Source organism: Actinoplanes sp. NPDC051861 (genome assembly GCF_040681145.1).
Lineage (GTDB): Bacteria > Actinomycetota > Actinomycetes > Mycobacteriales > Micromonosporaceae > Actinoplanes.
This window is the reverse complement of sequence record NZ_JBFAYE010000027.1, coordinates 81,993-94,334: the sequence shown is the minus strand read 5'-3', so window position 1 is coordinate 94,334 and position 12,342 is coordinate 81,993. Positions and strand designations below refer to the sequence as shown.

Annotated in this window: 9 protein-coding genes; 3 read left to right on the top strand and 6 right to left on the bottom strand. The window is 69.0% G+C overall.

Going from position 1 to position 12,342, the window contains the following annotated elements:
- Positions 1–3: 3 nt before the first annotated feature.
- From AB0M02_RS41610 to AB0M02_RS41590, 5 genes are all read right to left on the bottom strand, one after another.
- Complete coding sequence (locus AB0M02_RS41610) at positions 4–1,212, bottom strand: spermidine/putrescine ABC transporter substrate-binding protein (RefSeq protein ID WP_364237855.1); 1,209 nt, start codon at positions 1,210–1,212, stop codon at positions 4–6.
- A 41-nt stretch (positions 1,213–1,253) separates the two neighbouring features.
- On the bottom strand, positions 1,254–2,411 hold the full coding sequence (locus AB0M02_RS41605; protein ID WP_364237853.1) for an ABC transporter ATP-binding protein: 1,158 nt from the start codon (positions 2,409–2,411) through the stop codon (positions 1,254–1,256).
- Positions 2,412–2,450: 39 nt separating this feature from the next.
- Positions 2,451–3,887 carry an aminobutyraldehyde dehydrogenase gene (locus AB0M02_RS41600; RefSeq protein WP_364237851.1) on the bottom strand — a complete coding sequence of 479 codons (1,437 nt, stop codon included), beginning with the start codon at positions 3,885–3,887 and terminating at the stop codon, positions 2,451–2,453.
- 138 nt (positions 3,888–4,025) lie between these two features.
- On the bottom strand, positions 4,026–5,414 hold the full coding sequence (locus tag AB0M02_RS41595; protein ID WP_364237849.1) for an aspartate aminotransferase family protein: 1,389 nt from the start codon (positions 5,412–5,414) through the stop codon (positions 4,026–4,028).
- Positions 5,360–6,844, bottom strand: a complete 1,485-nt coding sequence (locus AB0M02_RS41590) for a CoA-acylating methylmalonate-semialdehyde dehydrogenase (protein WP_364237846.1) — start codon at positions 6,842–6,844, stop codon at positions 5,360–5,362. Before AB0M02_RS41590 ends, AB0M02_RS41595 begins: the two co-directional genes overlap by 55 nt.
- A 60-nt stretch (positions 6,845–6,904) precedes the next feature.
- Here AB0M02_RS41590 and AB0M02_RS41585 point away from each other — a divergent pair, with 60 nt between their 5' ends.
- The 3 genes from AB0M02_RS41585 to AB0M02_RS41575 all read left to right on the top strand — a co-directional run bounded on the left by AB0M02_RS41585 (position 6,905) and on the right by AB0M02_RS41575 (position 9,867).
- The gene (locus AB0M02_RS41585; protein ID WP_364237843.1) at positions 6,905–8,236 is read left to right on the top strand and encodes a GntR family transcriptional regulator; all 1,332 of its coding nucleotides are present in this window, start codon (positions 6,905–6,907) and stop codon (positions 8,234–8,236) included.
- 72 nt (positions 8,237–8,308) lie between these two features.
- Complete coding sequence (locus AB0M02_RS41580; protein ID WP_364237840.1) at positions 8,309–8,887, top strand: Uma2 family endonuclease; 579 nt, start codon at positions 8,309–8,311, stop codon at positions 8,885–8,887.
- A 392-nt stretch (positions 8,888–9,279) separates the two neighbouring features.
- Positions 9,280–9,867, top strand: coding sequence for a Uma2 family endonuclease (locus tag AB0M02_RS41575; RefSeq protein WP_364237837.1), 588 nt, complete (start codon positions 9,280–9,282; stop codon positions 9,865–9,867).
- Positions 9,868–10,087: 220 nt separating this feature from the next.
- Here AB0M02_RS41575 and AB0M02_RS41570 read toward each other — a convergent pair whose 3' ends face one another.
- Entirely contained in the window at positions 10,088–12,061 is a 1,974-nt protein-coding gene (locus tag AB0M02_RS41570; RefSeq protein ID WP_364237835.1) for a protein kinase, read from the bottom strand.
- Positions 12,062–12,342: the final 281 nt, after the last annotated feature.

Below are 12,342 nucleotides of genomic sequence, written 5' to 3'. Positions count from 1 at the left end.
GCATCAGCCCAGCACGATCGGTTCGAACACCTTGGTGAAGTCCTGCTGCTCCTCCGCGGTGTTGAAGTCCACGTAGTAGTGCAGCTTGGCGTAGTCGGACTGGCCCGGGAACACGAGCGGGCTGGTCGCGACGGAGGTCAGGTACTCCTTGTCCTCGCCGGTCGCCTTGGCGGCGTGCGCCTTCATCGCCTCCTGCGCGGCCGGGACCGGGCAGACGTAGTTGATGTACTCGGCGAGGGTGGCGGCGTTCTCCACCTCGTAGAAGAAGTCCATCAGCGTGATCGCGTCGACCGGGTTGGCCGCCGTGACCGGGATGGTCATGTTGTCGGTCCAGATGGTGCCGCCCTCCTCCGGGATCACGAACTCGAAGTTCGTGCCGTCGGAGACGTTCTTCTGGAAGATGTCGCCGGACCAGGCCTGGGTGATCCAGACCTCGCCCTTGCCGAGCGCGTCGACGTAGCTCTGGTCGTAGTAGTTGCGGACGACGCCGAGGTCCTTCTGCTCCTGCAGCTTGGCCGCGGCCTTCTTCCAGTCCGCCTCCGACGACTTGGCCGGGGTGAGGCCGGCCGCGAGCAGGCCGAAGTTGCCCAGCTCCTGGAGATCACGGAACATGCCGACCTTGCCCTTGAACTCCGGGTCCCACAGGTCGGCGAGCTTGGTGATGGGCCGCTTCGTCTTGGTCGGGTCGTAGGCGATGCCGGTGATGCCGGACGCCCACGGGACGCTGAAGACGTTGCCGAGGTCGTAGGAGGACTCGGCGTACGACTTGGCGGCGTTGGCGGTGTAGTTGGGGAGCTTCGAGTGGTCCAGCGGCGCCAGGAAGCCGGCGTCACGGAACTGGCCGAACTGGATCGAGTTCGTGATCACCATGAGGTCGTAACCGATCGACTGCCCGGCGGACAGCTGCGGCTGGACCTTGGCGAACCACGGCCCCATCTCCTGGATGACCTCGTCGTACTTGACCGTGATACCGGTCTTCTTGGTGAAGGCGGCGAGCTCCGGCTTCTTCGGGTCCATGTAGAGCGGCCAGTTCGCGAAGTCGACCTTGCCGTTCTGAACCTTGCCGTTCCAGAACTTGGCGACGGCGTCGGGAGCCACGGAAGCCTGCGGCTTGCCCTTACCCTCCACGCCGCACGCGGCGAGGAACGCACCCATCGCCGACAACCCGCCGAGGCGCAGCGCGTCACGACGGCCGAGCCGCCGCTGCGTCATGCCCCGGAGGAGGGAGGGGTCCGGCTTATCGGTGGGGAACATCAGACTCCGATCGAATACGAGTGCTGCGGGGCCCAGGTGAGGAAGACGCGTTCGCCGCGCGACGCGACGTCCTCGGCATCGTGTGCATTCTGGTCGAACACCACGAAGTCAGATCCAGCGGAGGTCGCCACTGTGTAGTTGGTCGATGTCCCGTGGTACACGACCTCGGTGACCACGCCGGAGAGCACGCTGGCCGCGCTGTTCTGCGGCGCCGCACGGTGCAGGTCGATCTTCTCCGGCCGGACCGACACCTCGAGGTTGCGCCCCGGCTGCACGCTGCCGGTGACCGGCACCAGGACCCGCTCACCCGGCGCCACATCGAGGACGGCCACCCCGTTGTCGACGAAGCTCACCTGCCCGTCGATGAGGTTCGAGGTGCCGATGAAGCCGGCGACGAACCGGGTGGACGGCTTCTCGTAGATCTGCCGCGGCGTGCCGAGCTGCTCGATGAGCCCGGCGTTCATCACCGCGATCCGGTCCGACATGGTCAGGGCCTCGCCCTGGTCGTGGGTGACGTAGACGAAGGTGATGCCGACCTCGCGCTGGATCCGCTTCAGCTCGACCTGCATCTGCTGGCGCAGCTTGAGGTCGAGGGCGCCCAGCGGCTCGTCGAGCAGCAGCGCCCGCGGGTGGTTGACCAGGGCCCGGGCCAGCGCGACCCGCTGCTGCTGGCCGCCGGACATCTCCCTGGGCTGGCGCTTCTCCATGCCGGTCAAGGAGACGATCTCCAGCATCTCGCCGACGCGCCGCTTGATCTCGCTCTTGGAGACCCGCTTGCGCTCCAGCCCGAAGGACACGTTCTGGAGCACGTTGAGGTGCGGGAAGAGCGCGTACGACTGGAAGACCATGTTGACGTCGCGCTTGTTCGGAGTCACACCGGTGACGTCCTTGCCGTCGAGGAAGACCTTGCCCTCGGTGGGCTCCTCGAAGCCGGCGATCATCCGCATCGTGGTGGTCTTGCCGCAGCCGGAGGGGCCGAGCAGCGAGAAGAACTCCCCCTGTCCGATCGCCAGGTCCAGGCTCTTCACGGCGGGCACGGCGTCACCGTGAGACAGATAGTCCTTGCGCACACCGACGAACTCGATCGCGGGGTGCCCGGCGTGCTGAGCGGTGCCCGGGTGCACGCTCGTGGCCTGGTGCGGGGGGGAAGTCGTCATTTATCACCTCGGAGGCGGATTTTTCAAAGAATTGGAGGACTACCCGTTGAAGCTCATGACGTGCTTGATCCGGGTGTACTCCTCGAAGCCGTACATCGAAAGGTCTTTGCCGTAACCGGAGTGACCGTAGCCGCCATGCGGCATTTCGGATACGAACGGCAGGTGCGTATTGATCCACACCGCGCCGAAATCGAGGCGCCGGGACACCCGCATGGCCCGGCCGTGGTTCTGGGTCCAGACCGAGGCGCTCAGGCCGAAGCGGACGTCGTTGGCGTACCGCACAGCCTCGTCCTCGTCGCTGAAACTCTGCACCGTGATGACCGGGCCGAAAATCTCGTCCTGGATCATCTCGTCCTGCTGGCGCAGACCCTTGACGACGGTCGGCTCGAAGAACCAGCCGCGGTCGCCGATCCGGTTGCCGCCGGCAACGACCTCGGCGTGGTCCGGCGTGCGGGCCAGGAACCCGCTGACCCGCTCCAGCTGGTTGACGTTGTTGACCGGCCCGAAGTACGCGCCGGTGTCGGCGGGCCCGCCGACCCTGGTGCCCTTGGCCGCGGACGCCAGCGCGGCGGTGAAGTCGGCGGCGATCCGCTCGTGGACCAGCACCCGGGTCGCGGCCGTGCAGTCCTGGCCGGCGTTGAAATAGCCGGCCCCGGCGACGGCGGCGGCGGTGGCCGCGATGTCGACGTCGTCGAAGACCAGGACCGGAGCCTTGCCGCCCAGCTCCAGGTGCACCCGCTTGAGGTCGGGCGCGGCGGAGGCGGCCACCTCCATGCCGGCCCGGGTGGAGCCGGTGATCGACACGAACTGCGGCAGCGGGTGCGAGACCAGGCTGCGGCCGGTGTCCCGGTCACCGCAGACGACGTTGAGGACGCCGGGCGGCAGGAACTCGGCCGCGATCTCGGCGAGCAGCAGGCTGGTCACCGGGGTGGTGTCGGAGGGCTTCAGGACGACCGCGTTGCCGGCCGCGATTGCGGGGGCGAACTTCCAGACGCCCATCACCATCGGGTAGTTCCACGGGGTGATCTGGGCGCAGACGCCGATCGGCTCACGGCGTACGAAAGAGGTGTGGTCCTTCAGGTATTCGCCGGCTGACTTGCCCTCGAGGATCCGAGCCGCGCCCGCGAAGAAGCGCAGCTCGTCGAGGAGCGGGCCGAGCTCCTCCTGCCGGGTCGCCTCGATCGGCTTGCCGGTGTTGCGGCACTCGGCCTCGACCAGCTCCTCGCCGCGCGCCTCGACGGCGTCGGCGATGCGCAGCAGCGCGCGCTGCCGCTCGGCGGGAGTGGCGTCCCGCCAGACCTCGAAACCCTGCGCGGCGGCCGCCACCGCCGCTTCGACGTCCCGTTCCGAGGAGACCGGCGCCGAAGCGTAGGTCTCCCCGGTGCTGGGGTCGACAACCGGCGAGGTGATCCCGTCCTCGGTGTCGGCGAACGAACCGTTGACGAAATTGCGCAGCACGGGAACAGCGGTGCTCACTGGGATCGGCCTTCCGGTCGGGGCTGGGTGGGAGGTTGTCACACGAGTGACAGTCCGGGCAAGGGAATCCGAAGTAATTTCCAAGCCGGAAACGGAATCAGAACTTCGAGAGCCGTTCAGACGACGTAATCCGGGGTTTCAGCCCTCGTAATGGCGGTCGGCCACAGTGAGCGCCTCATCCAGGATCGCGAGGCCCTCGCGGACCTCGTCGACCGAGATCGTGCAGGGCGGAACGACGTGGATCCGGTTGAAGTGGGTGAACGGCCAGAGCCCGCGCTCCTTGCACGCGGCGGCCACCTCGTTCATCGGTCCCGCGGCCGCGCCGGAGGCGTTGAACGGCACGAGCGGCGCCTTCGTCGCGCGGTCGGTGACCAGCTCGACGGCCCAGAAGACGCCCAGGCCACGCACCTCTCCGACGCTCGGGTGCCGCTCCTGAAGGCCGGCCAACGCGGGCTCGATCACGTCCTCGCCGAGCATCCGGGCGTGCTCGACGATGCCCTCCTCCTTGAAGATCTGCATCGATGCGACGGCGGAGGCGCACGCGAGCGGGTGACCGGAATAGGTCAGCCCTCCCGGGAACGGCCGCTCGCGGAACGTCTCGGCGATCTCGTCCGAGATGATCACGCCGCCGAGCGGCAGGTAGCCGGAGTTGACGCCCTTGGCGAAAGTGATCAGGTCGGGGGTGACCCCCCAGCGGTCGACCGCGAACCACTCGCCGCAGCGGCCGAAGCCCGCCATCACCTCGTCGGCGATGAACACGATGCCGAACTCGTCGCAGATCTCGCGGACGCCGGCCAGGTAGCCGGGCGGCGGGACCAGGATGCCGTTGGTGCCGACCACGGTCTCGAGGAGGATCGCGGCGATCGTGGCCGGGCCCTCGAAGACTATGGTGTCGCGCAGGTGCCGCAGCGCGCGCTCGGACTCCTGCTCCGGGGACTCGGAGTGGAACGGTGAGCGGTACGGGTACGGGCCCCAGAAGTGCACGACACCGATGGCGACCGGCTCGTTCGGCCAGCGCCGCGGGTCTCCGGTCGCGGTGATCGCGGTGGCGGTGGAGCCGTGGTAGCTGCGGTAGGTGGAGAGCACCTTGTGCCGGCCGGTGTGCAGCCGCGCCATCCGGATGGCGTTCTCGTTGGCCTCGGCGCCACCGTTGGTGAAGAACACCCTGTTGAGCGGGCCGGGCGCGATCTCGGCGATCATCCGGGCCGCCTCGCCGCGTTTGTCGTTCGCGAAGGCGGGTTGAACGGTGCACAGTTTCGCGGCTTGTTCCTGGATGGCCTGAATCATCCGTGGATGCTGGTGGCCGATATTGATGTTGACGAGCTGAGACGAGAAGTCGAGATATTTCCGATTCTCGTAGTCCCAGAAATAGGAACCCTCCGCACCGGCGATCGGCAGCGGGTTGATCAGCCCCTGCGCGGACCAGGAGTGGAAGACGTGGGCGCGGTCGTCCGCGCGGACGCTTTCGGCGCTCATCGGGTCTGGGGGAAGCCGAGGTCGACGGTCGACGTGCCGGGGTCCGGCCATCGGGACGTCACGACCTTGCTGCGGGTGAAGAAGTGGATGCCGTCGGGGCCGTACATGTGCGTGTCGCCGAACAGGGAGGCCTTCCAGCCGCCGAACGAGTAGTAGGCGACCGGGACGGGGATCGGGACGTTCACGCCGACCATGCCGACGTTGACGTCGAACTGGAACTGCCGGGCTGCGCCGCCGTCCCTCGTGAAGATCGCGGTACCGTTGCCGTACTCGTTGCTGTTGATCAGTTCGAGGGCCTCGGCGTAGGTGTCCACCCGGACCACCGAGAGCACCGGCCCGAAGATCTCGTCGGTGTAGACCGTCATGCTCGGGTTGACGTTGTCGAGCAGCGTGGGGCCGAGGAAGAAGCCGGACATTTCCGAAATATCACGACCGTCGGCGACGATCTTCGCGCCTTCGGAGGCGCCGGCCTCGATGTAGCCCGCCACCTTGTCCCGGTGCTGCGCGCTGATCAGCGGGCCCATCTCCGACGACGGGTCCGCGCCGTCACCGATCTTCACCTTGGGCAGGCGGGCGGCGATCGCGTCGACGAGAGGGTCGGCGATGTCACCGACGGCCACCACCACGGAGATCGCCATGCAGCGCTCGCCGGCCGCGCCGTAGCCCGCGCTGATCGCCGCGTCGGCGGCCGCGTCCAGCTCGGCGTCCGGCAGCACCACCATGTGGTTCTTGGCGCCACCCAGGGCCTGCACGCGCTTGCCGTGCGCGGTGCCGGTCTCGTAGATGTACTTGGCGATCGGGGTGGACCCGACGAAGCTGACGGCGGCGATGTCCGGGTGCGCCAGGATGGCGTCGACCGCCTCCTTGTCACCGTGCACGACGTTGAAGACGCCGTCCGGCAGCCCCGCCTCCTTCCACAGCCGCGCCAGGAAGAGCGCGGCGGACGGGTCCTTCTCGCTGGGCTTGAGCACGAACGTGTTGCCCGCGGCGATCGCGGTGGCGCACATCCAGAGCGGCACCATCGCCGGGAAGTTGAACGGGGTGATCCCGGCGACCACACCGAGCGGCTGGCGGATCGAATACACATCCACCCCGGTCGCGGCCTGCTCGGAGAACGAGCCCTTCATCAGGTTCGGGATGCCGGTGGCGAACTCGACGTTCTCCAGGCCACGGGCCACCTCACCGGCGGCGTCGGCGAGCACCTTGCCGTGCTCAGTCGTGACGATCGCGGCCAGCTCGCCGGAGCGCTCGGCGAGCAGCTCACGGAACTTGAAGAGCACGGCGGAACGCTTGGACAGCGACGCGGCACGCCACTCCGCGACCGCCTCCTTGGCCACGGCCACGGCGCCGGCGACCTCGGCGGCCGACGCCAGCGCGACCTCGGCGATCTGCTCGCCGGTGGCGGGGTTGAACACCGGGCTGACCCGGCCGGACTCGCCGGCGCGCTCGGCGCCGCCGATCCAGTGCGCAATGGAGTTCATGCCGCCGAGATTATGTGACGCCCCTGGACCGAACAATGCTTCGCTTGTACTGTCACAAAAATGCTGGACCCCGTACGTTCGCGGCTCACCGACCCCAGTGCCCGAGGACTGGCCGAGGCGGTCAGCCGCGCGGTCGGCGACGGGTCCCTGACAGGCGGCGCCAAACTTCCCCCGGTCCGCCGGGTCGCCGCCGAACTGCACCTCTCGCCCAGCACGGTCAACGCAGCGTGGCAGCTCCTGCGCCGCGCCGGCACCATCCGGACGGACGGACGGCGAGGCACGGTCGTCGCCACACCGGGAGCGGGAGGTCCGGGTCGTTATCGCGCGGCGTTACGGCGTACCTCCGGATTTGGTCTTGATCTCTCCACCGGCGTCCCCGATCCGCGCCTGTTGCCCCCGATCCCCGCCCTCCATGGCCTCTCCCCCGCACCCTCCAGCTATCTCGACGAGCCGGTGCTGCCCTCGCTGGCCGCCCTCCTGCGCGACCGCTGGCCCTATCCCGCCGAACGACTGGCGATCTTCGACGGCGCGATGGACGCGATCGACCAGGTGGCGTCAGCGCTGCTGCGCCTCGGCGATCTCGCGGTGGTGGAGAACCCGTGCTTCCCGCCGCTGCTCGACCTTCTCGAGGCGCTCGGCGTCTCGGTGATCGGCGTCGACACGGACGCCTCGGGCATGCTCCCGGACCGGCTGGCCGCTGCCCTCGGCAGGCGTCCGGCCGCCGTCTTTCTGCAGCCGCGCGCCCTCAACCCCACCGGCGCGTCGTGGTCACCCTCGCGGGCCATCGCACTCGCCGAGGTGCTTGCGCTCCACCCACAGACGTACGCGGTAGAGGACGACTCCGCCGGAGATCTCGCCTCCGGCCCGGTCGTGTCGCTGGGCTCGCACCTGCCCCGCCAGACCGTCCACGTCCGCAGCTTCTCCAAGTCCCACGGCCCGGACCTGCGCCTCGCGGCCGTCAGCGGCCCGGCAACCGTCCTCGACCCGATCCTGGAGCGGCGGTTGCTCGGCCAGGGCTGGACCAGCCGTCTCCTGCAGCACCTCCTGCTGACCCTGCTCACCGACCCGCCCTCGGTCGCCGCGGTCTCGGCCGCCCGCTCGGAGTACGCCCGTCGCCGCCGCTTGGTGACGTCGGGCCTGGCGGCGGCGGGGATCTGCCTGCCGCCCGGGGAGGGGCTGAACATCTGGCTGCCGGTGGCGGACGAGCAGGCGGCGCTGCTGAGCCTCGCCAGCGAGGGGATCGGGGCGGCGGCGGGGACGGCGTTCGCGGTGGGACCGGGCGGATCCCCTCACCTGCGAGTGACAGTGGGCCTGGTGACCGACGACCACGCCGCTGTAGCGGAACGCCTGGCCAGGGCCGCGGTGGCGGCCGCCCAGCCGATCCCCCGTTGACCTGTGTTCCGTTGACGCACGCAATCTAGGCATGCGACAGTGTTCCGCATGAGCGCATGCGAGACTCTGCCCATGGCAAAGGTTTCCCTTGAGGACCACTCGGGCCCTTGGACCGAGGAGGAGTTCCTCGCGCTCGACGAGTCGTCATATCGAGTCGAGTTGCTCGAAGGGGGCCTCTGGGTGAGCCCGGGACCGAATTCACCACACCAACAGATGATCGGGCGCCTGACCGCGGCCTTTCTGCCGGCCGCGGACGAGGCGGCGATCTGGGTCATGTCAGACATGAACACTCGGCTGGAACCCGGGACGGTCATGAGACCGGATCTTGTTCTCGCCCGAGGGCCAAGGGTTGCCACGGTGGTCGACGCGTCGGACGTCCTACTCGCTGTCGAAATCACGTCGCCCAGCAACGTCACCAGCGATCGCGTACTGAAGATGCAGCTCTACGCCCAGGCGAAAATCAAGTGGTACCTGCTTGTCGAGCCCGACATGACCACCTACGAGTCGGTCACGCTCCGCCTCTTCCGGTTGGGCGCCGGCGGTTACGACACGTACGCGGTGGCGGAAGGCGACGAGAATCTGACCCTGGATGAGCCGTTCCCTCTGACCATCAACGCTCAAGGACTCCTCGGCATCCACAAGCGTGTTTGATTCCGCACTCGACCACCCTGCGAGACGATGCGCCGCGTCGACCTGATCGGGGGCGCGCTCTGGGCCGAGCCGCTGCTTCCCGTCACTCCCAGCCCTCACGGCCCGGCATTCTGATCCCCTGGCTCGTCGCTGTCCTTGGCCTTGGCTTGTCGGCCTGGTCGATGCCGAGAACCCGCCTGCCCCCGGAAGTAGACCATCGTCCCGCCCCTCGGCCGCTTCCAACCCGACGGCGGATCCGGCCTGGTGACCGACGACCACGCCGCCGTGGCAGAACGCCTGGCCAGGGCCGCGGCGGCGGCCGCTCAGCCGATCCCCGTTGACCCATGTGCCGTTGACGGCTGTAATCTAGGCATGCGACAGTGTTCCACATGAGCGCATGCGAGACTCTGCCCATGAGCATCGACCCGTTGCTGGACCACTCCGGGCCCTGGACCGAGGAGGAGTTCCTCGCGCTCGGAGAAACTCGCAACCGCATCGAACTCATCGACGGGAGCCTCTGGGTGACCCCGAACGCCGATTTCCCGCACCAGCGCATCTCCCGGCGCATCGCTGGCATGATCGATCCGGAGCCACACGACCTCGCCGTGGAGCTCTTGCCGACCGTGAACGTCCGCCTCGCGCCGAACCGGATCGTGTCACCCGACCTGGCCATCGGCATGTTTCCTGAGGTCTGCACCATCGCCGAGGCTGCCGATGTCCTGCTCGCCTGCGAGATCACCTCGCCGAGCAACGCGGCCGTCGATCGCGTTCAGAAGAAGGACTTCTACGCCGCCGCGAAGATCCCTTGGTATCTGCTGATCGAGCCCGACAAGAAGACCTACCAGTCGGTCACCGTATGTCTGCTGCGCCTGGACGGTGACAAGTACATCGAACACGCGATCGCCGGGTTCGGCGAGATCTTGACCTCAGACCTGCCCTACCCGATCGCAATCGACACCACCATGCTGCTCGGCATCCGCCCGAGGCCGGACTGTCTCTGACGCTGCGCCCGTTTCGCACGTCCCGGCTTCTGGCTTCTCGCTCTGGCTTCTGGCGCTAGCTTCTCGCGCTGGTTTTCGCGCTGGCCCTCCGCGCTGGCCCTCCGCGCTGGCCTTCCGCGCTGGCCTTCCGCGCTGGCCTTCTCGCTGGCCTTCCGCGCTGGCCTTCTCGCTGGCCTTCCGCGCTGGCCTTCTCGCTGGCCTTCGGCGCTGGCCTTCCGCGCTAGCTTTTCGCGGGGCGGAAGCTGTCGAAGACCAGTTGGAGGTCGGGCCGGGCGGCGTCCCACTCCGAGTCGGCGGTCTGCCAGTAGAAGCCATACGCCTTGTCGTCGGCCACGACCACACCGCGGTTGTTGACGTGCTGGCGGGTGCCGTTGCGGGTGAAGGTGAACTCCCAGTCAGCGGCCTTGCGGAAGTACTTCACCGACTCGATCTTGATCTCCTTGTAGGACGGGAAGTCCCCCCGGGAAACCCGGTAATCGGCCTGCCCCCGCCAGTCGGCCACCGGGTTCGACTTGGGCCTGTCGGTCTGGTCGATGCCGAGAACCCGCCCGTCCCCCCGGAAGTAGACCATCGTCCCGTCCCTCGACCGCTTCCAACCCGACGGCACATAGAGCGAGAAGCCCGTCGAGTCCGTGTACTCCCGCCACCCCGCCGGCAGCTCCGGCCGCCCGCCGGCGCCAGCAGTGGGCGTAGCCACCGGCTCAGTGGACGGCGGCGGCATAGCCTGGTCCGGCCCTTGCGAAACCCCAGCCGACGGTGCCGCCGTGGCCGTCCCGTTCGTCACAACAGGAGGCGAGGTCTGCGCCTGCGGCGTCTTGCCGTCCCCACGCGACGCCACAAGCCAGGCAACCCCCGCGACGATCAGCACCACGAGCACCGCCACCCCGGCGAGGATCGTCCGCTGGTTCCGCCCAGCCCCCGGAGCGCCGTCCTCGGCGACAGCCGCCGACCTCGCAGCCACCCGTGTCTCGGCCACATCCGACGCCCCAGCCGCTCGAGCCCTCGCCGCACCGGACGTCCCCGCGCTCGCCGCCGCACCGGACGTCCCTGCGCTCGCCGCCGCACCGGACGCCTCGGCCCTCGACAGCCCCGCGCTCGCCTCCGCACCCGACGTCCCCGCGCTCGCCGCCGCACCGGACGCCCCGGCCCTCGCGGCTGCGCCAGAGGCGTCAGTCGTCGGCGCTGTTACCGGCACAGCGGCCGGTCCGGCCTTCGCTGTCTCACCCGGTGCGCCCACAGCTTCCGACGCTGCTCCGGTCTCCGGCGCCGCCGTTCCCGCCCCCGCCGTTCCCGTTCCCGCCGCCGTTCCCGCCGCCGCCGTTCCGGGCGCATGTTCCGGTTTTGCCGCCTTTCGTTGCCGGGGAATCCGGGACACGAACGACGTCCTGCCCCCGATCACCGCCCGCAGCTGAGCCTCGACATCCTCCGCGTTGATCCGGTCAGCCGGGTTCTTGCGCAGCAGGCCGTCGATGACCGGCCGCAGCGAGCCGGCCCGCTTCGGTGACGGCGCCTCCTCGGTAGTGAGCGCGGCCAGCGTGGCCATGGTCGACGGCCGTTCGAACGGCGCATGACCCTCGACCGCGGCGAACAGCGTGGCACCCAGCGACCACAGGTCCGCCTCCGCACCACCCGAGCCGGTCTGCGCCCGCTCCGGCGCCATGAACTGCGGCGAACCGACCACCACGTCCGACCTGCTGATCACCCCGTCGTCGTCCACGGCCGCGATGCCGAAGTCGGTGAGCAGCACCCGGCCGTCGTCGGCGAGCAGCACGTTCGCCGGTTTGACGTCCCGGTGTTGCACGCCGGCCCGGTGCGCGGCCCGCAAGGCCAGAGCCAAGTCGAGCCCGATCCGCGCCACCCGCTCCGGTTCGAGCGGCCCCTCCTCGGCGATGACGTCCCGCAGCGACCGGGACGGCACGTACTCCATGACGATCCACGTGCGCCCGTCCAACTGCAGCACGTCGTACACCTGGACCACGCCGGGATGGTTGAGCCGCGCAGCCGCCCTGGCCTCCCGCAACGTACGCCGAGCGGCCGCCTCGTCCTCCGCACCCGGCGGCTGGTCGATGGCTTTGATCGCGACGTCCCGCTGAAGCGTCTCGTCACGAGCCAGCCACACCTCACCCATGCCGCCGCGGCCCAGGGGCTCGCCGAGCCGGTAACGTGCGGCGAGCAGTGGGGGCGCATCGGGCATGGGCACCGTTATACCCGCCCGACGCACGTGTCACTCCGTCCCGGGTACCCGACACACGCCGCATACCCATCAGGTATGACGCGACCCACCCGCAGCCTGTGATCCTCGTCGCCTCATCGAGCACCCACAAGGAGGGACGCCGCCTCGGGGAGGGCACGGCTCTGGAGGGCCCCGGCTCGGGGAGGGCACGGCTCTGGAGGGCACCGGCTCGGGGAGGGCACGGCTCCGGGGCTGCGGCTCAGGGAGGCCGCCACGGCTCAGGGAGGCCGCCACGGCTCGGT

Bases quoted from the DNA above. Each gene is read 5' to 3' on its own strand.
- AB0M02_RS41610 (WP_364237855.1), bottom strand. From the start codon at position 1,212: ATGACGCAGCGGCGGCTCGGCCGTCGTGACGCGCTGCGCCTCGGCGGG.
- AB0M02_RS41605 (WP_364237853.1), bottom strand. From the start codon at position 2,411: ATGACGACTTCCCCCCCGCACCAGGCCACGAGCGTGCACCCGGGCACC.
- AB0M02_RS41595 (WP_364237849.1), bottom strand. From the start codon at position 5,414: ATGGCCGGACCCCGGCACGTCGACCGTCGACCTCGGCTTCCCCCAGAC.
- AB0M02_RS41590 (WP_364237846.1), bottom strand. From the start codon at position 6,844: ATGAACTCCATTGCGCACTGGATCGGCGGCGCCGAGCGCGCCGGCGAG.
- AB0M02_RS41585 (WP_364237843.1), top strand. From the start codon at position 6,905: ATGCTGGACCCCGTACGTTCGCGGCTCACCGACCCCAGTGCCCGAGGA.
- AB0M02_RS41580 (WP_364237840.1), top strand. From the start codon at position 8,309: ATGGCAAAGGTTTCCCTTGAGGACCACTCGGGCCCTTGGACCGAGGAG.
- AB0M02_RS41575 (WP_364237837.1), top strand. From the start codon at position 9,280: ATGAGCATCGACCCGTTGCTGGACCACTCCGGGCCCTGGACCGAGGAG.
- AB0M02_RS41570 (WP_364237835.1), bottom strand. From the start codon at position 12,061: ATGCCCGATGCGCCCCCACTGCTCGCCGCACGTTACCGGCTCGGCGAG.